23 protein-coding genes are annotated in these 25,619 nt (G+C 71.4%); 4 read left to right on the forward strand and 19 right to left on the reverse strand.

Going from position 1 to position 25,619, the window contains the following annotated elements:
* Window positions 1–9 precede the first annotated feature (9 nt).
* Together ACT01A_RS07590 and ACT01A_RS07595 are read left to right on the forward strand one after the other, a co-directional pair.
* Window positions 10–954: an aldo/keto reductase gene (locus ACT01A_RS07590; RefSeq protein ID WP_445151636.1), complete on the forward strand. Its 945-nt coding sequence runs from the start codon at window positions 10–12 to the stop codon at window positions 952–954.
* Complete coding sequence (locus tag ACT01A_RS07595; RefSeq protein WP_445151637.1) at window positions 951–1,832, forward strand: NAD(+)/NADH kinase; 882 nt, start codon at window positions 951–953, stop codon at window positions 1,830–1,832. Before ACT01A_RS07590 ends, ACT01A_RS07595 begins: the two co-directional genes overlap by 4 nt.
* A 15-nt stretch (window positions 1,833–1,847) precedes the next feature.
* Here the strand turns inward: ACT01A_RS07595 and ACT01A_RS07600 are convergent, their stop codons facing one another.
* Genes ACT01A_RS07600 through ACT01A_RS07615 form a run of 4 tightly spaced genes read right to left on the reverse strand, consistent with a single transcriptional unit; the run spans window position 1,848 to window position 5,734 of the window.
* The gene (locus ACT01A_RS07600; RefSeq protein WP_445151638.1) at window positions 1,848–2,897 is read right to left on the reverse strand and encodes a substrate-binding domain-containing protein; all 1,050 of its coding nucleotides are present in this window, start codon (window positions 2,895–2,897) and stop codon (window positions 1,848–1,850) included.
* Window positions 2,894–4,438: a sensor domain-containing protein gene (locus ACT01A_RS07605; protein ID WP_445151639.1), complete on the reverse strand. Its 1,545-nt coding sequence runs from the start codon at window positions 4,436–4,438 to the stop codon at window positions 2,894–2,896. Before ACT01A_RS07605 ends, ACT01A_RS07600 begins: the two co-directional genes overlap by 4 nt.
* Complete coding sequence (locus tag ACT01A_RS07610; protein ID WP_445151640.1) at window positions 4,435–5,175, reverse strand: hypothetical protein; 741 nt, start codon at window positions 5,173–5,175, stop codon at window positions 4,435–4,437. Before ACT01A_RS07610 ends, ACT01A_RS07605 begins: the two co-directional genes overlap by 4 nt.
* A gap of 55 nt (window positions 5,176–5,230) precedes the next feature.
* Window positions 5,231–5,734, reverse strand: a complete 504-nt coding sequence (locus tag ACT01A_RS07615; protein WP_445151641.1) for a MarR family winged helix-turn-helix transcriptional regulator — start codon at window positions 5,732–5,734, stop codon at window positions 5,231–5,233.
* A 65-nt stretch (window positions 5,735–5,799) separates the two neighbouring features.
* On the opposite strand from ACT01A_RS07615, the gene ACT01A_RS07620 reads away from it, so the two are divergent.
* Window positions 5,800–6,723, forward strand: a complete 924-nt coding sequence (locus tag ACT01A_RS07620; RefSeq protein WP_445151642.1) for a VOC family protein — start codon at window positions 5,800–5,802, stop codon at window positions 6,721–6,723.
* Here ACT01A_RS07620 and ACT01A_RS07625 read toward each other — a convergent pair whose 3' ends face one another.
* The 14 genes from ACT01A_RS07625 to ACT01A_RS07690 form a co-directional block, all read right to left on the reverse strand.
* Window positions 6,724–7,128: a nitroreductase family deazaflavin-dependent oxidoreductase gene (locus ACT01A_RS07625; RefSeq protein WP_445151643.1), complete on the reverse strand. Its 405-nt coding sequence runs from the start codon at window positions 7,126–7,128 to the stop codon at window positions 6,724–6,726.
* Window positions 7,129–7,137: 9 nt separating this feature from the next.
* Entirely contained in the window at window positions 7,138–9,804 is a 2,667-nt protein-coding gene (locus tag ACT01A_RS07630) for a response regulator (RefSeq protein WP_445151644.1), read from the reverse strand.
* Window positions 9,805–9,847: 43 nt separating this feature from the next.
* Window positions 9,848–11,332 carry a 2,3-bisphosphoglycerate-independent phosphoglycerate mutase gene (gpmI, locus tag ACT01A_RS07635; protein WP_445151645.1) on the reverse strand — a complete coding sequence of 495 codons (1,485 nt, stop codon included), beginning with the start codon at window positions 11,330–11,332 and terminating at the stop codon, window positions 9,848–9,850.
* Window positions 11,332–12,090, reverse strand: coding sequence for a triose-phosphate isomerase (tpiA, locus tag ACT01A_RS07640; protein ID WP_445151646.1), 759 nt, complete (start codon window positions 12,088–12,090; stop codon window positions 11,332–11,334). The genes gpmI and tpiA overlap by 1 nt, the downstream gene beginning before the upstream one ends.
* Before the next feature lie 49 nt (window positions 12,091–12,139).
* A complete protein-coding gene (locus tag ACT01A_RS07645; protein WP_445151647.1) occupies window positions 12,140–13,279 on the reverse strand; it encodes a phosphoglycerate kinase in 1,140 nt (379 codons plus the stop codon).
* The gene (gene gap, locus ACT01A_RS07650; RefSeq protein WP_445151648.1) at window positions 13,276–14,277 is read right to left on the reverse strand and encodes a type I glyceraldehyde-3-phosphate dehydrogenase; all 1,002 of its coding nucleotides are present in this window, start codon (window positions 14,275–14,277) and stop codon (window positions 13,276–13,278) included. The genes ACT01A_RS07645 and gap overlap by 4 nt, the downstream gene beginning before the upstream one ends.
* A 90-nt stretch (window positions 14,278–14,367) precedes the next feature.
* On the reverse strand, window positions 14,368–14,733 hold the full coding sequence (locus ACT01A_RS07655; RefSeq protein WP_445151649.1) for a VOC family protein: 366 nt from the start codon (window positions 14,731–14,733) through the stop codon (window positions 14,368–14,370).
* Between the two features lie 92 nt (window positions 14,734–14,825).
* Window positions 14,826–15,734, reverse strand: a complete 909-nt coding sequence (gene rapZ, locus ACT01A_RS07660) for an RNase adapter RapZ (protein ID WP_445151650.1) — start codon at window positions 15,732–15,734, stop codon at window positions 14,826–14,828.
* A gap of 39 nt (window positions 15,735–15,773) precedes the next feature.
* Window positions 15,774–16,871: a hypothetical protein gene (locus tag ACT01A_RS07665; RefSeq protein WP_445151651.1), complete on the reverse strand. Its 1,098-nt coding sequence runs from the start codon at window positions 16,869–16,871 to the stop codon at window positions 15,774–15,776.
* A gap of 44 nt (window positions 16,872–16,915) precedes the next feature.
* Entirely contained in the window at window positions 16,916–18,535 is a 1,620-nt protein-coding gene (locus ACT01A_RS07670) for a putative manganese-dependent inorganic diphosphatase (protein WP_445151652.1), read from the reverse strand.
* A gap of 66 nt (window positions 18,536–18,601) precedes the next feature.
* On the reverse strand, window positions 18,602–19,303 hold the full coding sequence (locus tag ACT01A_RS07675; RefSeq protein ID WP_445151653.1) for a hypothetical protein: 702 nt from the start codon (window positions 19,301–19,303) through the stop codon (window positions 18,602–18,604).
* Window positions 19,300–20,541, reverse strand: coding sequence for an ABC transporter permease (locus ACT01A_RS07680; RefSeq protein WP_445151654.1), 1,242 nt, complete (start codon window positions 20,539–20,541; stop codon window positions 19,300–19,302). The genes ACT01A_RS07675 and ACT01A_RS07680 overlap by 4 nt, the downstream gene beginning before the upstream one ends.
* On the reverse strand, window positions 20,538–21,266 hold the full coding sequence (locus ACT01A_RS07685; RefSeq protein ID WP_445151655.1) for an ABC transporter ATP-binding protein: 729 nt from the start codon (window positions 21,264–21,266) through the stop codon (window positions 20,538–20,540). Before ACT01A_RS07685 ends, ACT01A_RS07680 begins: the two co-directional genes overlap by 4 nt.
* A complete protein-coding gene (locus tag ACT01A_RS07690) occupies window positions 21,263–22,924 on the reverse strand; it encodes an efflux RND transporter periplasmic adaptor subunit (protein WP_445151656.1) in 1,662 nt (553 codons plus the stop codon). Before ACT01A_RS07690 ends, ACT01A_RS07685 begins: the two co-directional genes overlap by 4 nt.
* A gap of 161 nt (window positions 22,925–23,085) precedes the next feature.
* On the opposite strand from ACT01A_RS07690, the gene ACT01A_RS07695 reads away from it, so the two are divergent.
* Complete coding sequence (locus ACT01A_RS07695) at window positions 23,086–23,706, forward strand: hypothetical protein (RefSeq protein ID WP_445151657.1); 621 nt, start codon at window positions 23,086–23,088, stop codon at window positions 23,704–23,706.
* Window positions 23,707–23,715: 9 nt separating this feature from the next.
* Here the strand turns inward: ACT01A_RS07695 and uvrC are convergent, their stop codons facing one another.
* On the reverse strand, window positions 23,716–25,608 hold the full coding sequence (uvrC, locus tag ACT01A_RS07700) for an excinuclease ABC subunit UvrC (RefSeq protein ID WP_445151658.1): 1,893 nt from the start codon (window positions 25,606–25,608) through the stop codon (window positions 23,716–23,718).
* Window positions 25,609–25,619: the final 11 nt, after the last annotated feature.

Below are 25,619 nucleotides of genomic sequence, written 5' to 3' on the forward strand. Positions count from 1 at the left end.
CGTCGGGCCATGACCCAGCTCGGATCCAGCGGCCTCGACGTCAGCACGCTCTGCCTCGGTACCAACGTCTTCGGCTGGACGGCCGACGAGGCCGCGTCGCACGCGGTGCTCGACGCCTACGTCGCGGGCGGGGGCAACTTCATCGACACGGCCGACGTCTACTCGGCTTGGGTCGACGGCAACAGCGGCGGCGAGTCGGAGGCGATCATCGGCTCGTGGCTGGCCAAGAACCCGGAGAAGCGCGACTCGCTGGTCGTCGCCACGAAGGTCTCGCAGCTCGCGCCGAACAAGGGCCTGGGCCGCGACGCGATCCTCGGCGCGGCCGACGCCTCGCTGAAGCGCCTACAGACCGATCACATCGACCTCTACTGGGCGCACTACGACGACGCCGACACGCCGCTGGAGGAGACGCTCGCGGCGTTCGGCGAGCTCATCGCCGCTGGGAAGGTCCGCGCCATCGGCGCCTCCAACTACTCCGCCTCGCGCCTGGCCGAGGCGCTGGCGCTCTCCGACCGCGAGGGACTGCCGAAGTACGTCGCGCTCCAGCCCGAGTACAACCTGGTCGCACGCGAGGACTACGAGACGCACCTGGCGCCCGTCGTCGCCGAGCACGAGCTGTCGGCGGTCCCCTACTACGGGCTGGCGATGGGCTTTTTGACCGGCAAGTACCGGCCGGGCGGCGACGCCGTGCAGAGCGCCCGCGCCCGTAGCGCCGCGGCCTACCTGGAACAGCCGGGCGCGGTCGCCGCGCTGGAGGCGCTCGACGTGATCGCCGCCGCGCACGACACGACGGTCGCCGCGGTCGCGCTGGCCTGGCTGGCCGCGCAGCCGCACGTCGCCGCGCCGATCGCTTCGGCGCGCACGGTCGAGCAGCTCAACGACCTCCTCCCCGTCAACGAGCTGGTGCTGAGCGCCGACGAGGTCGACCGCCTCACGTCGGCGACGGTCGCATGACGCCGTCGCGCATTGGGGTGGTGGTGCACCCGCATCGCCGCCTCGACCGCGCGCTGAACACGCTGCGCGAGTGGGCCGCCACGCGCGACGGCGAGGTCGTCCAGATCAAGGTCGAAGGCCAGGACCGCGAGGTCGCACCCTACGGCGAGGCGGCGGAGTGCGACCTGGTCGCCGCGTTGGGCGGCGACGGCACCACGCTGGCCGCGCTTCACGCCGCCGCCCCGCACGGCCTGCCGGTGCTCGGCATCGCCTGCGGAAGCCTCGGCGCGCTGACCGCGACCTCCGCGGAGGACCTCTCAGACGCGCTGGACCGCTTCGCCGCCGACGACTGGCAGCGGCGCGCGCTGCCGGCCGTCGCGGTCACGGTCGACGGGCATGGCCCGAAGAACGCGCTCAACGACCTCGTCGTCGTGCGCAAGGGCGCCAACCAGGTCGTCGTCGGCGTCGAGATCGACGGCGAGCCCTACGTGCGCTTCGCGGGCGACGGCGTCGTCATCGCCACGCCGCTGGGCAGCAGCGCCTACACGATGGCCGCGGGCGGGCCCGTGCTGGGCGGCAACGCGCCCGCGATCGTCGTCACGCCGGTCGCCTCCCATGGCGGCTCGACGCCGCCGCTGGTCGTCGGCGCGCAGAGCGCGGTGCGCGTCACGATCGAGGGCGGCTGGGGCGGCGCGCGGATCGAGCTCGACGGCCAGATCCACGACTACGAGCCCCACGAGCTGCTCGTCGCGTGGCAGGCCGACTACGCGACGCTCGTGCGCTTCGCGGGCGCCGAGACGCTGCTGGCCGGGCTGCGACGCCGCCGGATCCTGCAGGACAGCCCGCGGGTGGTGGCCCGCGACGAGCGCGAGGCCGGCGCGGGCGACGCCTGCGACTGACGCGGGGCTGCGCGACTAGCGGATCGACCGCGCGCTCAGCTCCATCGCCTGCTCGGCGTTGGCCTTGGTGACGAAGTTCGGCCCGGTCGGGATCACGTCCCCCTGGGCCGGGAACAGCCCGTAGCGCGCCCGCTCGGCCAGGAACACGACCGGCAGGTAGCCCTGGAGGTAGGCCTGCTGGTCGACCGCGAAGGCGATCGTCCCGGCCTTGACCGCCTTCAGCACGTCGGGCCCGAGGTCGAACGTCCCGAGCGTCACGCCTTTGCCCGCCAGCCCTTTACTCGCGGCCAGGCCCGACGTCGCGTTCATCGCCAGCGCGCCGTCGGCGTTCGCGGCCTTCACCGCGGCGGCGATTTTCTTCGGCGCGTTCGCGTCCTGGTCGTCGATCCGCACAATCTTCGACGTCCCGCCCGCCGCACGCATCGCCCGCGCCAACCCCGCGCAGCGCGCGTCCAGGCCCTGGTTGGCGATCAGCAGGTTCACGCACACCGCACGCTCCACGCCCGCGCGCGCGAGGCGCTGGCCGGCCTTGAAGCCCGCGTCGCCCTCCGGCTGGCCGACGTGCGCGAGCACGCCGAGCTTCTTGTACATGTCGCTGCCCGAGTTGATGCTGACGGTCGGGATGCCCGCCTTGACCGCACGCTCGATCGCGGCGGCGAGACCGGGCTCGGGCAAGGACACCACCAACCCGTCGGGCCGCGACGCGACCGCCTGGTCGATCAAGTTGGTCATGTCGCTCAAGGAGTACACGTCGGGCGCCTTGTAGTCGATGACCACGTCCATCTGACGGCCCGCGGCCTCCACCCCGTTGCGCACGATCGCCCAGAACGCCGACGACGCCTGGCCGTGGGTGACGACCGCGATCCGGATGGCCCGGGCGCCGTCAGGCGTCTCGGGCACGTCAGGGTCGGCGACGGTGCGCGCGCCGGGGTTGCCGGCGCCGGTGCCGCTCTCGGCGACCGTGACCGGGCCCTCGTCGACCGTCGTCGTGTCGCCGCAGCCCGTCGCCAGCAGCGCGAACGCGCCGGCCAAGGCCATCACCATCACAACCAACAGGCGTCTCATCCGCCCTCCTCCGTGATCTCGGCCGCCGGGATCCGCGCCCGCAGGCGCGTGCCCTCGCCCGCCGGGCTGTCGATGTCCAGCACGCCGTCCACCGCGGCGAGCCGGTCCTGCAGGCCGCGCAGGCCGCTGCCCGCGCTGATGTCCACCCCGCCGACGCCGTCGTCGGCGACGTCCACCAGGACCGCGCCGTCCTCGCGCCGGATCCGCACGTCCACGAACGACGCCTTGGCGTACTTCACCACGTTGGTCAGCGCCTCGGCGACGACGAAGTACGCCGCGGCCTCGACCGGCTCCGCGAGCCGCCCTTCCACCGCGACGTCGGCTTCGACCGGCAACGGCGCGCGCGTCGCCAGCGCCTCGATCGCGGGCGCCAGGCCCTGGTCGGTGAGGATCGTCGGGTGGATGCCGCGCGCCAGCTCGCGCAGCTCGGCCAGGGCGCTGGAGAGGCGGTTGCTGAGCGAGTCGACCAGCGGCGTGATCTCCTCCTGCTCGACGACCTTGGCGCGCAGCAGCCGCAGCTCCAGGGCCAAGGCCACCAACTGCTGCTGGGCGCCGTCGTGCAGGTCGCGCTCGATCCGGCGGCGCGCGGCGTCGGTCGCCTCGACGATCCGCAACCGCGACACGCGCAGCTCCTCCAGCCGCGCGCGCAGGTCGGCCTTCAACCGCTCGTTGTCGATCGCCAGCGACGACGCGGAGGCCGCCGCCTGCACCAGCTCATCGGTGGTCTCCAGCGCAGCGTCGTGGACGATCGCCGCGACCGGTCGCCCGTCGCGCTCGACCGTGGTCCACGTCCGGCCCGACGCTGGGTGCGGCAGCTCGACGCGGCGGCCGACGTCGTCCACGAACATCTCGCGGTCCGGCAGCCAGTAGGCGATCGACACGGAGTGGTCGCCCAGTGACTCGGCCAGCAGCTCGCGCACCGGGCCGGTCGTGGTCGCGTGGCGCGGGAGCAGTAGCGCGCGGCAGACGGTGCACATGACGGTCACCAGCGCGTCCAGCGCGGCGAGCGCGAGCACCGCGACCGGCAGCGCGAGGGCCAGCAGGACGAGGCCCGTGCCGAGCCCGAACGACCACGGGCCGAAGTAGTCGACGTCGCCGACGTCCATGACCGCCTCGACGCCGAGCTTCGCCAGCCACGCGAACAGGACCACGGGTGCGATCCCGACGGCGACCTGCGCGGCGGTCAGCACCGGCTTGAGGCCGAGCAGACCGACGGTGCGCCACAACGCGCGGTCCTGCAGCACGGCCAGCGAGCGGCGCCACGGGCTGCCGGTCGACGGCCGCGCCGGGATCGCCAGCGGCGGGATCTGCGCGCCGAGGAAGTGGTTGGCGGCGCGGCGGTCCAGCCGGACCAGGGCGCGGCAGGCGGCGGCGCCGGCCAACAGCACCGGCAGGCCGATCCCCGCGACGCTCAGCGCGGCGCCGACCGCCAGGACGACGACCGCCAGCACGCCGAGCACGGCGATGGGGACGCTGACGGCCAGGTAGGCGGTCGCCTCGGCCGCGCGCGCCACGCGCCGGCGCAGGTTCAGGGCGCTCACGGCGCGCCCATCTCCAGCCGCTCGACGGTGACCGCGCCGGAGCCGGACAGCGCCTGGATCGCGAACGGCGCGCCCGCGTCGGCCGTGACGCCGCTGACCCGCGGGCGCGGGCCGGAGGTCGAGGCGTCGACGCGGTAGCGCGCGGCGGGCACGTGCACGTGGACCGAGCCGGTCGTGGTGCGCAGCGAGAGCTGCGGCGGCGGGCAGGCGGTCGAGGCGTCGATGTCGCCGCCGTCGTCGGCGCGCGCCTGCAGCGCGAAGCCGCAGAAGCCGTCGATGTCGATGCCCCCGGCGCCGGTCGTGATCCGCGCCGATCCGCGGTAGCCGTCGAGGTGCACCGACCCGCCGTCGGTGCGGACCGCCAGCGGCAGGTTGTCGGGGACGGTGACGCGGTAGCGGACCGAGCACCCGTGCAGGACGGTCCGCGGGCAGCGCGACCGCACGCGGAAGACGCCGCCGGCGACGGACCGCTGGGTGGCCGGCGCGTGGCCGAACCCGTAGCGGTCGACGTGCTGAACAGCTACAGACGTCGCGCGGCCGCCGCCGCGGATCTCGACGTCCGCGTCGCCGAGGTCCAGCGAGACGCCGGTCAGCGCGCCCTGGACGCCGTAGGTGACCCGCCGCTCGTGCGACGACGCCAGGCTCCACGCGCCGAGCACGATCGCGACAATGACGACGACCGCGCCGCAGGCCGCCACCAGCCGTCCCCATGGTGAGAGTGCTGCGGCGCCGGGCACGCCGGCAACTCTAAACTGGTGAAGCGGCGGTCAGGGTGCGGCTAACGCCCAGGCGTCAACAGCCGCAGTCGTCGCCCGCGGCGCCCTTGGCGCCGGGCAGCACGCGCTCCCAGATCCCGCCGAGAACGTCCTGCTCCTCGGGCGAGAGGTGATCCAGGAACAGCGAGCGGACGCCGGCCAGGTGCGTCGCGCGGGCCGCGGTCAGCTTCTCGGTGCCGGCGGGCGTCAGCTTGGCGAACGCGCCGCGCGCGTCGCTGGCACACGACTCGCGGACGAGCAGGCCATCGCGCTCCAGCCGGTCGACGAGCCGCGTCAGCCCGCTGCGGCTGAGGATCACCGACTCGGCGAGATCGCACATCCGCATCTTCTTCTGCTCGGCATCCGCGAGGTACAGCAGGACCTCGTAGGAGGTCAGCGGCAGCCCGTGCTCACGCTCGAGCTGCTGGTCAAGGGCCTTCGACAGCGACGCATGAACCCGCAGAAGCCCGCGCCACGCGCGCAGCTCCCGGTCGTCCAGGGCGCCGGTCTCGGCGGAGGAGAAGGTCGTGGTGGTGGACACGAGGCGGCCATGGTTGCACGAACAACCGCTACGGGGAAGGTTCTGCAGGCGTACTGTCAGCCTGAATGCCGCTCGAAGGCCTGCACCACATCACCGCGATCTGCGCCGATGCGCCGCGCAACGTCGAGTTCTACGGGCGGGTGATGGGGTTGCGAATGGTCAAGAAGACGGTCAACTTCGACCAGCCGGACGTGTACCACCTGTACTACGGCGACGAGGCGGGGACGCCCGGGTCGATCCTGACGTTCTTCGAGTTCCCGGGTGCGGCGAAGGGCGTCGCGGGCGTGGGGATGGTGCACGCGATCGTGTGGCGAACTGCCGGGCCGGAGGCGCTGGCGTTCTGGGCGACGCGGCTGGCCGACGAGGGCGCGGCGGTCACGTGGGTCGAGGGCGGCGCGCTGCGGTTCGCGGACCCCGAAGGCCTGGTCCACGAGCTGGTGGCGTCAGACGCGGGCGATCCGCCGCTGAGCGCGGTCGCGCTCGACGTCCCGGCCGAGCACCGGCTGCTCGGCTTCCACGGCGTGCGCGCCTACAGCGCGGCGCCGGAGCGCAGCGCGCCGCTGCTCTGCGCCCTGGGCTTCGAGCAGCGCAACGCGGGCGGCGCGTGGGTCGCCCAAGGTGCGCAGCGCCACGGCGTCATCCACTACGACCGGCCGCCGACCGGCCCCCGCCACGGGATGCCCGGCGCCGGCACGGTCCACCACGTCGCGTGGTCGGCCGCCGACGACGCCGAGCTGACCGCGCTGCGCGACGTCGTGCGCCAGGCAGGAGGCCACCCGACGCCGATCATCGACCGCCAGTACTTCCACTCGGTCTACTTCCGCGAGCCGTCAGGCGTCCTCTTCGAGCTGGCCAGCCGCGACATCGGCTTCGCCGTCGACGAGGACGCCGCCGAGCTCGGCAGCCACCTCAAGCTGCCGCCCCAGTACGAGGACCGCCGCGCGACGATCGAGGCGTCGCTGACGCCGCTCCCGAACCCGCGCTACTGACTAGGACGCGGGTTCGAGGACCACGACCGGGATCGGCCGGTCGGTCTTCTTCTGGTACTCGTCGTAGGCCGGCCACTCGGCGGTCATGATCGGCCACAGCACGGCCTTCTCCTCGTCGGTGGCGTCGCGCGCCTGAACGGCGAGCTTCTTGCCCCAGACCTGGATCGTCGCCGACGGATCGGCCTTCAGGTTGACGTACCAGGCCGGCGGCTCGTCGGCCCCGCCCTTGGAGGCGACGATCAGGTAGTCGCCGTCGTGCTCGCCGTAAATCAGCGGCGCCTTGCGCGGCTCGCCCGACTTGCGGCCCGTCGTGGTGAGGATCAGCGTCTTGGTGCCCTCCCAGTCGTGACCCTCCTCCCCGTCGGTCGCCTCGTAGCGGTCGATGTGCTCCTGTCCGAAAAGCATGAGCGTGTTCTACCCGACGCGCTCGCGCAGTGCGAGGCGCGTCGCCGCCCAGGCGCGTTCGAGCTGCTCGGCGGTCACGCGCAGGTCGTCGCCCGGCGCGTTGGAGCGCCCCAGCTCCTCCAGCTCGTTGGCGAGGTCGTTGAGCCGGCCCGCGCCCACCGCCAGGCAGCCGCCCTTGAGGCGGTGCGCACCCTGGGCGATCTCGGTGTGGTCCTCGCCCTCGGCGGCCAGGACGATCCGCTCGATGATCGGCGGCGTGGAGTCGATGAATGCGTTGACGACCTCGCGGACGACGTCGGGCGTGAAGTCGCGGCCGAGGTCGTTGAAGCGCACGTCGTCGATCGGGTCGGCGTCGGGGTCGGCGGCCGTCGGGACCGGCGCGGCGCCGTTCCCATGCCCGTTGCCGCTGACGCCGACCGGCACCGCCGCCGGCAGCCACCGCGCGAGCATCGTGTCGACCTCCTCAGGCCGCAGCGGCTTGGCGACGTAGTCGTCCATCCCCGCCGCGATGCACTTCTCGCGGTCGCCGGCCATCGCGTGCGCGGTCATCGCCACGATCGGCAGCCGCCGCCCGCCGTTCTCGCGCTCGCGGATCCGCCGCGTCGCCGCGTACCCGTCCAGCTCGGGCATCTGGCAGTCCATGAACACCAGGTCGACCCCGGCTTCAGCCGCCAACCGGACCGCCTCCAGCCCGGTCGCCGCCGCGATCGTCCGGTGCCCGCGCTTGTCGAGCAGCTTCTCCATCAGGATGCGGTTGACGTCGTGATCCTCCGCGATGAGGATCAGCGCGCCGTCCTGCGATGCCGCCATGGTCCCGACCTCCCTGTCGTCATCCGCCGCGCGGATGCTTGCGTGCTGCGCCGCCGGCGCCTGGTACATCGCCGACGCGATCGCGTCGTAAAGCCTTGACTGCCGCACCGGCTTGGTGAGGAACTCGGTCACGCCCGCGTCGCGCGCGGCGGCGTGGCCGGTGCCCGACGAGGTCAGCATGACCATCCGCACCGAGCGCAGCGCGGGCGTGGCGCCGATCCGCCGCGCCAGCTCTACGCCGTCCATCCGCGGCATGTTGAAGTCCAGGATCGCGACGTCGAACGGCTCGCCGCGGTCGGCGGCGCGGTGCAGCTCGTCCAGCGCCGCGTGGCCGTCCGGGCAGCTCGTGACGCGCATGCCCCACGAGCCGAGGTAGGCCTCCAGCACGCGCCGGTTGGTCGCGGTGTCGTCGACCGCGATCACCTTCAGGCCGCGCAGCTCGATCTGCGGACGGACGTCGATCGGCTCGGCCTCGGCAGGCGGGAACCGGACCATGAACCTGAACGTCGAGCCCTGGCCGAGCGTGCTGGAGACCGTCAGGTCGCCGCCCATCATCCGCGCCAGCTCGCGGCTGATCGCCAGGCCGAGGCCGGTCCCGCCGAAGCGGCGGGTGGTCGAGGCGTCGGCCTGCTGGAAGGACTCAAACAGCCGCTCGAGGTCCTTCTCGGCGATCCCGATGCCGGTGTCGCGGACCGCGAAGGTGACCGGCGTGCGGCCGTCCTCGTCGGGTTCGCCCGCCGCCGCGACCGTCACCTCGACCGCCACCTCGCCCTCGGGCGTGAACTTGACGGCGTTGGACAGCAGATTGGTCAGGACCTGCGCGAGCCGGCCGCGGTCGCCGCGCACCGCGCGCGGCACGTCGTCGCTGATCAGCACCGACAGCTCCAGGCCCTTGTGGTGCGCGGTGGCGGCGACCACGTCGGAGGTCGTCTCGACGACCTCGCGCAGGTCGAAGTCGCGCTCCTCCAGCTCCAGGTGGCCGGCCTCGATCTTGGAGATGTCCAAGATGTCGTTGATGACCGCCAGGAGCTGCTCGCCGGAGTTGCGTGCGGTCGTGGCGTACTCGCGCTGCTCGGTGTCCAAGTTGGTGTCCAGCAGCAGGTCCGACATCCCGATCACGCCGTTCAGCGGCGTGCGGATCTCGTGGCTCATGTTGGCCAAGAACGTGGACTTGGTCCGCGACGCCTCCTCGGCCTGGGCGCGGGCGATCGCAGCACGCGCCTCGCGGCGGATCCAACGCACGGTGAACGACCCGAGCGCGACCAGGCCGCCAAGGATCAGCACGAGGCCGATGATCGCGAAGATCGTCGTGCGGTCCGAAGCGGCGTTGGCGTCGTCGGCGGCCTTCTCGGACAGCGCCAGCTCGGCGGTGCGCAGCCCGTCGAAGCGAACCCGGAGGTCGTCGAGCTGGTCCTTGCCGTTGGTGACCTGGCTGATGAGCTCCGCGCGCGGGGTGTCGAGCGGGAGCGTGGCGCCCAGGCTCGCCCAGCCCGTGCGGTAGCCCTCCAGGCGGCGCTTGACGTCCTCAAAGCGCGCCTGCTGCTCGGGATCGGAGAGCAGCGCGTCGAGCTGAGCCTCGGCCGTCGGGATGTCCCGCTGAGCCTCCCGATACGGTCTCAGAAATTCATCGTTGCCTGTAAGCAAGCGTCCGCGGACGCCGGTCTCGAGGTCGACCGCCAGCCGGTTCAGGCGCGATGACAACAGGACCACGCGCTCGGCCCGTCGAGCGCTCTCGGCGTTCGACTTCATGGACGACGATCCGTCGACCAGGAGTGCGAAGACGATCACCACCAGCACTCCGACCGCCACGAATGCGGCGATCGTCGGGCCGATGATGCCTCCGCGATAAGCAGCCCCCTTGCCCATCGGGAGCGAGTGTATTACGACGCAGAATTCCTGAGCGTCAGCCCTAGGACACGAGCGAGACGCCCGTCATGGCCGCCGGCTGAGCAATGCCTAGAAGTTGGAGCAACGTTGGTGCGACATCAGCAAGGATGCCACCGTCTCGAAGCGTCAAACCGTCCACGGTGACGATCACCGGGACCGGATTGAGCGAGTGCGCGGTGTCCGGCGAACCGTCCTCTTCGAGCATCTCGTCCGCGTTTCCGTGGTCGGCGGTGATCAACAGGGCGCCGCCGGACTCCTGTACGGCGGCGACCAGATCGCCCAGGCAGGCGTCGACCGTCTCGACCGCCTTGACCGCCGCGGGGATGACGCCGGTGTGCCCGACCATGTCGGCGTTGGCGAAGTTGATGATCCCGAACTGCGGCTCATCCTCGCGCCACGCGGCGATGAACTTGTCCGCGGCCTCGCGGGCGCTCATCTCGGGCTTCTTGTCGTAGGTCGGGACGTCGCGCGGCGACGGCGCCAGCTCGCGGCGCTCGCCGGGCTCCGGCTCCTCCTCCCCACCGCCGAAGAAGTACGTCACGTGCGGGTACTTCTCGGTCTCGGCGACGTGCAGCTGCTTGTGCCCCGCCTGCGCGATGACCTTGGTCATCGTGATCTCCGGCCGCTGCGGCGGGAAGGCGACCGGCCACGGCCAGCCCTCCTCGTACTCGGTCAGCGTCGTGTAGCGGGCGACCTGCGGGCCGAGGGCCTCGGTGAGCTGGCGCATCCGGTCCGGGCGGAAGTTGAAGGCGATGACCGAGTCCTGCGGGCGGATGCCGGCCTCGGTGCCGATGGTGGTGGCCGCGACGAACTCGTCACCGCGGTCGTCGCGCTCGTAGGAGGCGCGGACGGCGTCGACGGCGGACGAGGCGTGGTGCGGCGAGACGCCGTCGACCAACAGGTCCACGGCGGCCTTGGTCCGCTCCTCGCGCTTGTCGCGGTCCATCGCGAAGTAGCGGCCGATGACCGAGCCCACGCGCACGTTGCCGGCGGCGTCGGCCCACTCCTGAACTTGGGCGAGGTACTTCTCGCCGCCGGTCGGGGACGTGTCACGGCCGTCGGTGAAGGCGTGGATGACGACATCCGGGACGCCCTTCTCCCCCGCCAGCTTGATCAGGGCCTCGATGTGCTTCCAGCCCGAGTGCACGCCGCCGTCGGAGACGAGGCCGATCAGGTGAACGCGCTCGAAGCCGTCCATCGCCGCACCCAGCGCGGCGTTCTCGCCCAGCGTGCCGTCCTCGACCGCTTCGTCGATGCGCGTGAGGTCCTGCTTGACGACCGCGCCCGCCCCGAGGTTGAGGTGGCCGACCTCGCTGTTGCCCATCTGACCTTCGGGCAAGCCGACGGCCTTGCCGCCCGCCGTCAGCTGCGTGTGCGGGTACTTGGCCCAGAGCGCGTCGAAGACCGGCGTGTCGGCGAGCTCGACCGCGTTGCCGGGTCCCGGCGGCGCGAGCCCCCAGCCGTCGAGGACGACGAGGACCGCGCGCGGGACCGGCAACGACGACATCAGCCCTTGGCCGCTTCCACGATCGCGACGAAGTCCTCGATGTCCAGCGACGCGCCGCCGATGAGGCCGCCGTCGCAGTCCGGCAGCGCCAGCAGCTCAGCCGCGTTGCCGGGCTTCATCGAGCCGCCGTAGAGGATCCGCGACTTCTCGGCCTCCTCCTTGGAGCGGTCGGCGACGAGCGCGCGCACGAACGCGAGCGCGTCCTGTGCCTGCTCGGGCGTCGCGACCTGGCCGGTGCCGATCGCCCAGATCGGCTCGTAGGCCAGGACGACCTCGCCGAGGCGCTCGGCGGGCACCTTCTCCAGGCCCTCCTGGACCTGATGGCGCAGGCGGCGCTCGGTGTCGCCGTTCTCGCGCTCGTCCTCGGTCTCGCCGACGCACAGGATCGGGATCAGCCCCGCCTCCAGCGCGGCCGGGACCTTGAGCTGCAGGGCCTTGTCGGTCTCGCCGAAGAACTGGCGGCGCTCGCTGTGGCCGAGGACGACGCCGTGGACGTCGATCTCGGTCAGCATCGGCGCCGACACCTCGCCGGTGAACGCACCCGACGGCTCGTGGTGCATGTTCTGCGCGTAGACGCCGAGCTGCGACCCGCGGGTCGAGTCGACGACCGCCTGCAGTGCGGTGAACGGCACGCAGACGGCGACGTCGGCGTGCTCGACGGTGGCGATCCGGGGCAGCAGGGACGCGACGCGCTCCTCGGCCTCCTCGATCGTCCCGTTCATCTTCCAGTTGCCCGCGATCAGCGGTGTACGGCTCATCGAACGTGCCTCCCGGCCGGTCTACCACTCACGACTGCAACGTTCGACCTCATCCCAAAACCTCCACGCCCGGAAGCGTCTTGCCCTCGATCAGCTCCAGGGAGGCGCCGCCTCCCGTGGACAGGTGCGTCACCTGATCCTCGAGCCCGAACTGACGGAGCGCCGCCGCGCTGTCGCCGCCGCCGACCACCGTGGTGCCCGACGCCTTCGCCACCGCTTCAGCCACGGACCTCGTTCCGGCCGCGAACGGCTCCAGCTCGAAGGCGCCCATGGGACCGTTCCAGAAGATCGTCCCCGCGCTGGCGATGACCTCGGCGTAGGCCGCCGCGGTCTTCGGCCCCACGTCGAGGCCCATCAGGCCCTCGGGGACGTCCACGCCGTCGATCTCGGTGACCGGCGTGGAGGCGTCGAACGCCTCGCCGGCCACGATGTCGACGGGAAGCCTGACCTGGCCGTCCTGCGCCTCGGCCAGCACGCGCTCGGCCGGGGCGATGCCCTCGGCCTCACACAGCGACGCACCAACCTGATGGCCTTGCGCCTTGAAGAACGGGAACTGCATCGCGCCGCCGATCAGGATCGTGTCGGCCTTGCTCAGGAAGGCCTCCAGGACGCCGATCTTGTCGGTGACCTTGGCGCCCCCGACGATCGCGACCAGCGGTCGCTCTGGGTCGGCGAGGATGCCGGTGAGCGTCTCGACCTCGCGCTGCAACAGCAGCCCGGCGGCGCTCGGCAGCAGCTTGGCGATCGCGTGCGTCGAGGCGTGCGCGCGGTGCGCGGCCCCGAAGGCGTCGTTGACGTAGGCGTCGGCGAGCGAGGCGTACTTCTTGGCCAGCTCCTCGTCGTCCTTGGTCTCACCCGGCTCGAAGCGGACGTTCTCCAGCATCACGACGGCGTCGTCGTTGGGGACCTGGTCCAGGTCGGCGGCCAGCGTGACGTCGGTCTTCAGCAGCTCCGTGAGCCGCGCGGCGATTGGCGCCAGCGAGAAGTCCAGGTCCCGGCCCTTCGGCCGCCCGAGGTGGGCGGCCAAGAGGAGCCGCGCGCCGCGGCGGCGCAGCTCCTCCAGGGTCGGCAAGGCGGCCCGGATCCGCGCGTCGTCGCCGATCACGCCGTCCTTCAACGGGACGTTGAAGTCGACGCGGACGAAGACGCGCTTGCCCGTGAGGTCGCCGAGGTCGTCGAGGGTTCTCAAAGGACCTTCTGGATGAGGTCGGCGACGCGGTTGGAGTAGCCGTACTCGTTGTCGTACCAGGCCACCAGCTTGACCAGCGTGCCGTCGATGACCGAGGTCAGGCCGGAGTCGAAGATCGAGCTGTAGGGGTTGGTCACGATGTCGGACGAGACCAGCGGGTCCTCGGTGTACTGGAGGATCCCGGCGAGGTCGCCGGTGTCGGCCTTCTCCTTGAACAGCGCGTTGATCTCCTCGACGGAGGTCTCGCGCTTGGCCTCGAAGGTGAGGTCGACCAGCGAGCCCGTCGGGATCGGCGCGCGCACGGAGAAGCCGTGCAGCAGGCCGTTGAGCTCGGGCAGCACGAGGCCGACGGCCTTGGCGGCGCCGGTGGACGTCGGCACGAGGTTGATCGCGGCGGCGCGAGCGCGGCGCGGGTCCTTGTGCGGCGCGTCCTGCAGGTTCTGGTCCTGCGTGTACGCGTGGATCGTCGTCATCAGGCCGTGCTTGATGCCGATCGCGTCGTTGGCGACCTTCGCGACGGGCGCGAGGCAGTTGGTCGTGCACGACGCGTTGGAGATGACGTCGTGGGCGTCCTTGTCGTACTTGTCGAAGTTGACGCCGAGCACGACCGTGATGTCCTCGTCAGACGCCGGGGCCGAGATGATGACCTTCTTGGCGCCCGCGTCCAGGTGCTTGGCCGCGTCGGCGCGCTTGGTGAAGAAGCCGGTGGACTCGACGACGACGTCGACGCCGAGGTCGCCCCACGGCAGGTTCGCCGGGTCGCGCTCGGCGAGGACCTTCAGCGGCTTGCCGTCCACGACGAGCTCGTCGTCGCCGACCTCGATCGTGCCCGGGTACGGGCCGAGGATCGAGTCGTACTTCAAGAGGTTGCCGAGCGTCTTGGTGTCCGTCAGGTCGTTGACGGCGACCCACTCGATGTCGGCGCCGGAGGCCTGGGCGGCGCGGAAGAGGTTGCGGCCGATGCGGCCGAAGCCGTTGATCCCGACACGTACGGGCATGGTCGTGTTCAGTCCTTCCTGAGGGGAGGCAAAGTTCGATCTGGGAGACGGCGGACCCTATCGGTCCACTACGGGTCGATGTCCGCCCGTTCAGTGCCCGCCCGCCACGACCTCGACGCGCAGGCCGTCGGGGTCGAGCACGTACGCCGCGTAATAGCGCGGGCCGTACTGCGGGCGCAAGCCTGGAGGGCCGTCATCTCGCCCACCCGAGTTAAGCGCAGCCTCGTAGGCGGCGTCCACGGCCACCCGGCCTGCTGCCTGGATCGCGACGTGCCCGTAGCCAGGCGCCGGCGTCCGTCCGCGCTGGACGATCCAGAACCGCGGCTCGTGCTTGCCGTAGGCGACCGCCGCCTCGCCGGTGTGCACGCGGCGGATCCCGAGGCGGGAGAAGAGCGCGTCGTAGAAGCGCGCGGAGGTGGCGAGGTCTGAGACCTCGAAGCCGACGTGGTCCAGCATGGCGAAGCCTCGCCCTAAGGGCTCGTTTCGCGGCGCGAGCTCGCCTGGCGGCTCGTTCGCGCTGTGGTGGACACCTTCACAGTCGGCGGAGCCTACGTCTTGCGGCCGATGTCGCGGTGCTCGATCTCCACGACGACGTCATCGCGGGCGGCGAAGCGGTGACCGAGGTGCTCGGTGATCGCGACCGAGCGGTGGCGGCCGCCGGTGCAGCCGATCGCGACCGACAGGTGCGCCTTGCCCTCCTCCTCGTACTGCGGCACGAGGTAGTCCAGCAGCGGCTCCAGCAGCGAGTAGAAGGCCGTCAGCTTGCCTTCGCGACCGACGTACTCGACGACCTCGGCGTCCAGGCCGGTCTTGGGGCGCAGGTCCGTGATGTAGTGCGGGTTGGGCAGGAAGCGCACGTCGAAGACGAGGTCGGCGTCGCGCGGCGGACCGTGCTTGAAGCCGAAGGACTGGAACGTGAGCGCGAGGCGGCCGCGGCGGTGGCGCGGCAGGAACTCATCAGCGATCCGGCGGCGCAGGTGCGACGCCTTCAGCCCGGAGGAGTCGATCACGAAGTCCGATCGCTGCTTGATCGGCGCGAGCATCACGCGCTCGGCGGCGATGCCGTGGGCGATCGAGCCCTCGGGCGACAGCGGATGGCGGCGCCGCGTCTCCTTGTAACGGTCCATCAGCGCGTTGTCGTCGGCGTCCAGGAACAGGACGCGCGCCGGCAGCTCACGCGCGTGCAGCTCGTCGATGACGCCCTCTAGCGGCGTGAAGAACTCGCCGCCGCGAACATCGGAGACCACCGCCGCGCGCTCGACCTTGGAGCCCTCGTGGGTGAACAGCTCCACCAGCGACCGGATCATCTCCGGCGGCAGGTTGTCCACGCAGAAGTAGCCCGCGTCCTCGAACACGTTCATGGCGGTGGACTTGCCCGCGCCCGAGAACCCGGAGATGACCACGAGGTCCTCCAGGCGCGACTCGGTGGTCGACGGCGCCGCCGGCGTGCTGCTCACGGCCATGCGGACATCATGACGCGCCGCGCGGCGGTCGCGTCAAAGGCCTGTGTCGAATGGCTCGTTTGCGACCTTGTCGGTCTTGGTGAGCTTGAAGCTGGAGAGGCGCACGAGCGTCATCGGGGCGGACTTGGCGTTGAAGTCGACGTGTGCCGGGCCGAGGACGGCGTACATCGTGCCGTCGGCGGCGTCGCGCAGGACGCGGTAGGCGACGCCGCCGCCGACGTTGGTCGTCTGCGAGAGCAGGCCGCCGGCGCCGAACGAGGTCGCGGTGACGGTGCCCTGGGCAGCCTCGCAGAAGAACTGGAGGCTGACGAACAGGACGCCGCCGGGCGTGGCCTGCGGCGCGAGGTTCGAGCGGCCGCCGCAGGCGCCCGAGACGTAGCCGCTGCCGGCCAGCAGCGAACGGCCCGTCGCGGTCGCGACGACGCGCAGCTCCGTGCCGAACCCGACGCCGGTCACCGCGGGCGCGGAGAGGTGCCACGAGTAGGCGACATCGCGAGCGCCGAGGTCCAGCTCGCCGAACTCGCCCATGTAGCGCGGGTTCTTGCAGCCGGTGCGGTACGGGCAGTGGTGCGGGAGCGCGCCGTGCGGCAGCTTCTTGATCCGGTTGTGCTGCATGTCGTAGAGCATGAGCTGCGAGACGTCTGAGTTGCGCGCGCGGCGCTGGAACGCGACGCGGTAGCCCCAGCGCGACGGGACGCTGTCGCTCGCCGAGCCGCGGCCGGGGGTCGGAAGGCCGCTCTCGGCGGCGCCGTCCAGCGTCGCCTGGCGCAGGCGGCAGCCGCGCGCGGTCGCCCACGCCGACATCGCGTGGACGTCGCGCTCGGTCGTGCAGCGCGAGAAGACGATCGCGGGTCGATCGCGCGAGTCCGGCCCGGCGTCGAGGTCGAACGGCACCGTCCGGGGCGCGATCTGGTTCAGCGTCCGCTTGACGCCGTCGTGGTAGGCGACGACGCGGTAGAGGCCGTCGGCGCCCGGCTCGCTCCAGACGACCCAGCCGCCGTAGACGGCGATCGGCGTCTCGCCGACCGCGGTCAGCGGCGTGGCGGTGACGGCCGCCGCCGCGCGGGCGGCGGGGACGACGGCCACCGCGGCGAGCAGCGCGATGGCGAGAAGGACGAAGCGTCGGCGCATGACCGATGCAACGCGCTCCACTGGTGAAAGGTTGCGCTTTCTCGCTAGAACGCGCCGAGCAGCGGCGGCGCGACCTGCTTCTTGCGGCTCATCACGCCCGGCAGCTCCAGCACGCCGTTCTCGGCCTGCGCGTTGAAGGCGCGCTCGGCCGCGGCGATGTCGCCCGCGATCAGCAGCGACGTGTGCTTCTCCAGGATGTCGGTGACCATCAGCGCGCTGAGCACGTGGCCGTTCTTGTCGTGCTGGGCCTGAAGCGCCTCGCGCAGCTCGCCGAGGCGGCCGGCCAGGACCTTGCCGGCGGTCTCGACCTGCGCGATGCACATCGGGCCGTCGGCGGTCTCGTACTCCTTGGAGTCGCGCGCGAGCAGCGACTCGACGGACGCGTCGGCGGCGTCGGAGCCCGACTCGAACATCTCCTTGCCGAACGCCTGGGCGTCAACGTCCAGGAAGCTTGAGAGCGCTTCGACGGCCGCACGGTCGCGGTCGGTCGTCGTCGGCGAGTTGAGGATCACCGTGTCGGACAGGATCGCGCCGAGCAGCACGGTCGCCGTCGGGACCGTCGGCTGCTGGTTGGCCTGCTGGAAGCGCTCGATCACCAGCGTCGACGTCGAGCCGACCGGGTCGAACGTCGCCCGCACCGGCAGGCGCGTCTCGATCGAGCCGATGTGATGGTGGTCGAGGATCTCGACGATGTGCGCCTGCTCGATGCCGATCACCGACTGGCCCTGCTCGGCGTGGTCGACGAGGATCACGTCGCGCGGCGTCGGGTTGACGAGGTCGCTGCGCGTCACGAGGCCGATCGGGTGCCCGCGCCGGTCGACCGCCACGGCCGCCCGGTAGTGCACGTTCTTGATCTCCTCGGTGACGTCCTCGAGCAGGTCGTTGCCGCGAACGGTCAACGGCTCGGCGTCCATCAGCGCGCGGCACGGCGCGGCCAGCGTCGTCATACGACCGCAGACGTAGGAGTCCAGCGGCGAGACGACGACCGCGGTCCCAGCCTCGTTGGCAAGCTTGAGCACCTCGTCAGAGGGCGTGGCGCCGTTGGACACCAACATCAGCGCGACGCCGCGCTCGATCATCCGGCGCTGGGCGTCCTCGCGGTTGCCGATGACGACGACGTCGCCCTCGCCGATCCCGGACTCCGGGAAGTCGACCTCCATCGCGAAGACCCAGACGCGGCCGGCGACCGCGTGGTCGTCGCCGACGACCTGCTCGCCGCTGACGGCGGAGGCGATCGCGCTGATGCGCGTGGGCGTGTCGACCAGCGACGAGGCCTCGCGCGACTCGCGGATGTAGCGGCGGGCCAGCGCGCGCTCGGTCATGACGCCGACGAGCTTGCCGTCGTGGTCGACGATCGGGACGACGTCGAGCTTGTCGGCCGCCATCGTCAGGCCGACCTCGCGCACCGCGTCGTCCACCCCGGCCGCGTAGAAGTCCTGCTGCATCACGTCGCGGACGCGCAGCATGATGTGCGGCAGGAGGTCCGGCTCGGCCGCGCTGGCGCGCTCCAGGACCCAGCGGGTCTGGGCGTTCAGCTCGCCGAGGCGGACGGGAAGGTACGTGGTGTCCGGATCCAGGCGTGACCGCAGCTCGGCGTACCCGATCGCGGCGGCGATCGAGTCGGTGTCCGGGTTGCGATGACCGGTGACGTAGGTAAGCGGCACTCCCTGCATTGTGTCGCGGACAGGGCTCCGCGCGCGGTCTGGTTGCCTGCGCAGCTATTCGTGCGGTTAGCCCTGCGGGGGTGCGAAGCCTTGGGGAACGCCGGAGTCCGCGCCGCCGCTCGGGGTGGCGCCGCTGGTGCCGCCGCCCTGCTGCGTCGTGCCGCTGCCGGTGGTGCCTCCGGCCCCCGAGAACCCGCCAAGGCCGCCGAACGCGCTGACGCCCTTGGCGGTCGCGGTGATCGAGGTCGCGGTGACCGTGCCGTTGTCGTTCTTGGCGCCCTGGATCACGACGCTGTCGCCGGGATGCACGGAGCCGACGGAGGCGTCGGCGTTGCGGGTGACGGTCGAGTTGTCGTCCGTGCGGATCTTCACGGTCGTGCCGTCGGTGCCGGTCACGTAGAGCGTGCTGCCCTTGACGTTGGCAACGGTGCCGACGGTGGCGTTGGAGGCGCCGCTGGCGGCGCCTCCGCCCGTCGTCGCACCGCCACCGCCCGCTGCGGCCTGGCGCCCGGGGAAGCCTCCGGCGCGCGCCGCTGCGCCGCCAGCGCCGTTGCCGTCCTCCTGCCCCTTCTGGACTTGGACGCCCGCGATGAAGCCGCCGGCGAGCAGGACGATCGCGGCCAATCCGCCGCTGACGGGCGTCAGCAGCTTGCGGCGCGGGCGGGCAGGCGCCGTGTCGTCGTCAGCCGGCTCGTCCTCGTACTCGTGGTCCCACTCGAGGTCGGGGTCGTCGTAGGAAGCCGAGGTCTGGGAAGGGTGTTCGCTCATTCAAATCGGAGGGCGTCGATGGGACGCAGGCGCGCAGCGCGGCCCGCCGGGTAGGTGCCGAAGAACAGCCCGGCCAGGACGGCCGCGCCGAAGGACAAGGGGATCGAGTAGAAGGCGATGACGGGGTCGACGCCGGCGATCTCGAACTTCGAGCCGACGACCCCGACGATCACGCCGACGATGCCGCCGAGCATCGAGACCAGGACGGCCTCGGTCAGGAACTGGAGCAGGATGTCGGAGCGGCGGGCGCCGATCGCCTTGCGGATGCCGATCTCGCGCGTGCGCTCGGTGACCGACACCAACATGATGTTCATCACGCCGATGCCGCCGACGAGCAGCGAGATCGCGGCGACCGCGCCGAGCAAGGTGGTGAACACGGAGGTCGTCTCGTCCGACGTTTCGAGGATCGACCCCTGGTTGATGACCTGGAAGCTGCTGCTGCTCGTGCCCGTGGTCGACGACGACGCGCTCGCGTCGATGTCGTGACGCTCGTTGAGGATCGCGGTGACCTCGGCCTGCGCGGCGTTGAGCGACTTCTCGCTCTTGGCCTGCACGACGATCTGGTTGATCGAGCCGTAGCCGCTCAGCGCGTCCTGCACGGCGGTCAGCGGCGCGAAGACGACGTCGTCCTGGTCGGTCGTGCCGTTCGACCCCTTCGCCTTGGTCACGCCGACGACGGTGAAGCTCGACCCGCCCATCTTGACCGTCTGGCCGACGGGGTTGGCGCCGTTGAAGAGGTTGGTGACGACGGTCGGGCCGAGGACGACGACGCGGCTGTGCTTCTTGACGTCGTTGGTGGTGAACATCTCGCCATCGGCGACCTCGTAGTTGCGCGCGGTCGCATAGCTCGGGGTGGTGCCGGTGACCGACGAGCTGTAGGACAACGAGCCGGCGACGAGCGACGTGCTGCTTGCCGTCACGACGGGCGACGCCGACTTCACGTCAGGCACGTTGAACGTGTCCTGCAACGCGGTCGCGTCGTCCTGGGTCAGCGTGATCGACGAGCCGCCACCAAAGAGGCCGGGGCCGCCGCGCGCGCCGCCCGCCTGGACGAGCAGGACGTTGGAGCCCAGGGCGCGGACGCTCGCCTGAACCTGCTCCTTGGAGCCGTTGCCGACGGCGACCAGGACGATCACCGAGGCGACGCCGATCGTCATGCCGAGGATCGTCAGGCCGGAGCGCAGCTTGTTGGCCATGATCCCGCCGAGCGCGATGCGCAGGGTCTCGGCGAGCGTCATGCCGCGGCCTCCGCGCTTCTGCGCACGTCGGACTGCACGCGGCCGTCCGCGAGGCGGATCACGCGCCGCGCGCGCTCGGCGACGTCGTCTTCGTGCGTGATCAGGACGACCGTGCGGCCCTCGTTGTTGAGGTCCTCGAAGATGCGCAGCACGTCGTCGGTGGAGCGCGAGTCGAGGTTGCCCGTCGGCTCGTCGGCGAGGATCAAGGAGGGGTTGGTGACGATCGCGCGAGCAACCGCTACACGTTGCTGCTGGCCGCCGGACAGCTCGGACGGCAGGTGGTCGATCCGCTCAGCCATGCCGACGGCGTCCAGCGCGGCCTTCGCGCGGGCGCGGCGCTGCGCGCGCGAGACGCCCGCGTAGCTGAGCGGCAGCTCGACGTTGGCCAGCGCGCTCGTGCGCGGGACCAAGTTGAAGGCCTGGAAGACGAAGCCGATCTTGCGGTTGCGCAGGTCGGACTGCTCGTCCTCGTCCATGTCCCTGACGTCCACGCCGTCCAGCAGGTAGCGGCCGGAGGTCGGCAAGTCGAGGCAACCGAGCATGTTCATCAACGTGGACTTGCCCGAGCCCGAGGAGCCCATGATCGCCACGAACTCACCGGCGGCGATCGTCAGCGACACGCCGTCGAGCGCGTGGACGGCCAGGTCCTCGGTGACCTGGTAGGTCCGGCGGACGTCCTCGACGACGATGACCGGGCGGCGGCGACGGCCCCGCGGCGGGCTCACCGGCCTCCCCCTCCGGGGAAGCCGCCGCTCGGCGGCCCGCCGCTGAAGCCGCCGCCGCCAAAGCCTCCGGCGCCGGTGCCGGTGCCGCCGAAGCCGCTGCGGCCGGTGCCGTTCTGCGTGGAGTTGGACGTGCCGCCGCTGCGGGAGGCGGCGGCGCCCGCGGCCGCGCTCGACGAGGTGACGACGACCTGGTCGCCGGCGCTGAGGCCGCTGGTGACTTGCGTGGAGCTGTCGCCCGCGACGCCGGTCTGGACGCGCTGGGTCGTGCGCTCGCCGCTCTTGACGACGGTGACGCTGCTGCCCTGGAGCGCCTGGCTCGGGACGACGACGCCCTCGGCCTGCGCGGTGACGATCTCGGCGGTCGCGGACATGCCCGCGCGCAGGCCCTTGGTCGTCTGGGTCAGCGCGATCGTGACGGGATAGGAGACGGCGCTCGACGTGCCGGTGGAGCTGGACGAGCTCGAGAGCACGTCGATGTCCACCACCTTGCCTGCGACCTCCTCGCCGGACGCGGCGTTGACGGTCACCGTCGCCTGCTGGCCGACCTTGACGTCGTTGATGTCGGACTCGCTGAGCGAGACCTCCAAGTGCATGCGGCTGAGCTGGGTGAGGGTGATGAAGGACGAGGAGTCGGTCGATGAGGAGCTGGTCGTCCCGGTCCCGCCACCGCTCGCGCCCGCGCCGCCGCCCGCCGCGACGCTGCTGCTGGACGAGGACGCGGAGGACGAGCCGCCGCTGCTGACCTGGTCGCCGACCGCGCCGTTGACCGCGGCGACGGTCGCCGCACCAGGCGCGCGCAGAGCGGTGGCCGTCAGCGCGTCCTCGGCGTTGTCGACGGCGAGCTGCGCGGACTTCACGGCGGCCGCGGCGGCCGCTTCGGACATGGTCGAGCCGCCGCTCGAGGAGCCGCTCCCGGAGCCGCTGCTTCCGCCGGAGCCTCCGCTGCTCGACCCGCCGCCGCTCGCGCCCGACCCGGAGCCGCCGCTCGGCGCCGAGCCGCTGCCGGTCGTCCCGGTCCCGCTGCCCTTCGTCCCCGAGCCGCTCTGGCTCGGCGTCGTCGTCGTGCTCGGCGTCGTCGTGCTCGGCGTCGTCGTGCTCGAAGGCGTGGTGGTCGACGCGGGCGCGGTCGTGGAGGACGGCGTCGAGGAGGTGGCCTGCGCGGCGGTCGCCTTCACGCTCGCGGTCGTCGCCTTGACGGAGGCGGCAGTCGCGGTGGTCGCGCTCGTGGACGACGACGTGGACGCGGTCGACGCCGTGGTGGTCGTCGTCGTGCCCGACTGGATGTCGTCCAGCGTGTCCTGCGCGCTCTGAAGCGTCGCCTTCGCCTCGGCCAGGTCGACCTCGGCCGACGTCGGGTCGATGCGTGCGAGCAGCTGGCCCTCGGTGACGTGCTCGCCGGCCTTGACGTACACCTTGGTCACTTTGCCCGAGGCGCCGAAGCTCAAGTTCATCGTGTTGGCCGGCGAGAGGTTTCCGCTGCCGGACACCGTCGACTGCACGACACCCTTCGAGACGGTGACGACCCGCTCGCTCGTGGTGGACGAGGCGCTCTCCGGGCCGACCACGACGATCGCGGCGACCACGCCGCCAACGGCGACGGCGCCAAGCGCGACGTTGATCGGGGACAGCAGCTGGCGAGCACGGGACGTCCGGGGCATACGACACTCAGCATCCGTGCGTCCCGTGAGCGGTCTTTAAGCGCAGCGTGAGGAAATGCGAAGAAACGGCGACTTACAGACTTCTTCGCCCTCGCTTGCCCGACGTTTCGATTCGTGCGGCTGACTGCGAGGCCATGTCTCGCCTTGCCACGCCCATTTCCGTGCTCGCCATCGCCGGCGCCTCGATCGCGCTCGTCGCGTGCGGCTCCTCCGGCGACGACTCCTCGGGTGGTTCGGCGTCCACCAACGCCAGCGGCGGCAACGCCACCCAGAACGCCGCCTTCGAGAAGTACCGCCAGTGCCTGAAGGACAACGGCGTCACCTTGCCCGACCGCGGCAACGGCAACGGCGGGCCCGGCGGCCAGGGCGGCTACGGTCCCCCGCCCGGCGCCTCGACCAACGGCACCCCGCCCACGGGCACCAACGGCACCCCGCCCGCCGGCGGCTTTCCGGGCGGCGGCCAGATGGACGCCAAGACCCAGAAGGCCATGCAGGCCTGCGCCAAGCTCCGCCCCCAGGGCAACTTCCGCGGCGGCTACGGCCAGGGCGGCAGCAACGGCGGCCAACGCCCCCAACAGGACATCAAGGCCTTCACGCCCTACCTGACCTGCCTCAAGTCCGCCGGCCTCGACGTCAAGGTCTCCGACGGCTTCAACGCCCTGCGCAACCTCAAGCAGGACGACCCCAAGGTCCAGGCCGCCTTCAAGTCCTGCCAGTCCAAGCTCCCCCAGCGCCCGAGCAGCACCCAGCCGCCGACGACGACGTCCGGCTCGACCACCTGAGCGAGACGCCTAACGCCCCGTCCGCAGCCGGTGCAGGAACGTGTACAGCTCCCGCGCCGTCTTGCCCGGCAGGACCGCCTCAAGCTCTTCGCGCGAGGCCGCTAAGACCGCGTCCGGCGAGCCGAAGTGGTTCAGCAGCTTGCGCTTGCGGGCTTCGCCGATGCCCGGGAGGTCGTCGAGGACCGACACGGTCATCGCGCGGTCGCGGCGGGTGCGATGGTGGGTGATCGCGAAGCGGTGGGCCTCGTCCCGGACGCGCTGGAGGAGCTGGAGGGCGGGCGTGTCGTGGGGCAGGATGATCGGCTCGGCTCGCCCGGGAACGAAGACCTCTTCGATCCTCTTCGCGAGCGAGACCACGGCCACGCCGCGATCTAGGAAGCCGCGCAGCGCCTCGACGCCGGCGGACAGCTGCCCCTTGCCGCCGTCGATGACGATCAGGTTCGGCAGCGTCGCGAAGGACTCGTTGCGGTCCGGGTCGTGCGGTGAGAGGTCCTGCTGCTTCTCCCACTGCGCCAGCCGCCGCGAGAGCACCTCGCTCATCGACGCGAAGTCGTCGGGCACGCCCTCCTCGCCGCCGCGGATGTTGAAGCGGCGGTAGTCGGCCTTCTTCGGCGCGCCGCCTTCGAAGACGACCATCGACGCGACCGTGTGCGTCCCCATCAGGTTGGAGATGTCGAAGCACTCGACCCGCAGCGGCAGCGCGTCGAGCGACAGCTCACGCTGGAGGTCGTCCAGCGCCTCGACCCGCTGCTGCCGCGAGCGCTCGGCCTTCAGTCGCTCCTGGTCCAGCGCCAACCGCGCGTTGCGCTCGGCCAAGTCCAACAACCTGGCCTTGTCGCCGCGCTCCGCCGCGCGCACCTCCACCTTCGCGCCGCGCCGCTCGGTCAGCAGCTCGGCCAAGGGCTCAAGATCCTCAACTTCCCCTTGGACGATGACTTGCGGCGGGATCACGGTCGCCTCGCCGTAGTACTGCAACAAGAACTCCTGGGCGACCTCCCCCACGCCGCCCTCCTGGATGTTGTCCAGGTAGAACGACTGCCGGTCGCTCAGGACGCCGTCACGCAGCTGGAAGACCTGGGCGTTGGCGTCGGTGCCGTCGGCGGCGACCGCGACGACGTCAATCGTCCCGTGCGCCTCGTTGGCCACCCGCTGCTTCTGTAGGAGCGACCGCACCGCGGCCAGCCGGTTGCGCTCCAGCGCGGCCTGCTCGAACTCTTGCTCGGCGGCGGCGGCCTTCATGCGCGCTTCCAGGTCGCGCTCGATGTCGCGGTAGCGGCCGCTCAAGAACGCTCGGACGCCGTCGATCGACTCCATGTACTGCTCGCGGTTGACGCCGTAGTCCACGCATGGCGCGCCGCAGCGCTTGATGTAGAAGTCGAGGCACGGGGAGCCGCTGCGCCGTCCCGGCTCCGCCCCGTTGCACGACCGGTACTGGAAGACCTTGCCGAGCGTCTCGAGCGTCGACCGCGTCCGCTTGGCGCTCGAGTACGGCCCGAAGTACAGCCGCGTCTTGCGGTGCTTCTCGCGCGTGAAGTACACCCGCGGGAACGGCTCGTCCATCGAGATCGCGATGTAGGGATAGGACTTGTCGTCCCGCAACCTGATGTTGAACTGCGGCTGGTACTGCTTGATGAAGTTCTGCTCGACCAGCAGCGCCTCGGTCTCGCTGCCGACGAGGATGAACTCCACGCTGTCGATGACCTCGGTCATCTGCACCGCGCCGCGCGTCACGGGGTTGGCGAAGTGCGAGGCCACCCGCTTCTTGATGGACTTGGCCTTGCCGACGTAGATGACCTTCTGCTTCTCGTCGCGGAACAGGTAGACGCCTGGCCCGTCGGGCAGCTTGCGGCGCTGCGCGGCGAGACGGTCCTTGCGGTCTTGGTCTTGGGGGACAGAGGCCATGCCTCTTCGAG

It is taken from the genome of Baekduia sp. Peel2402 (assembly GCF_052567285.1).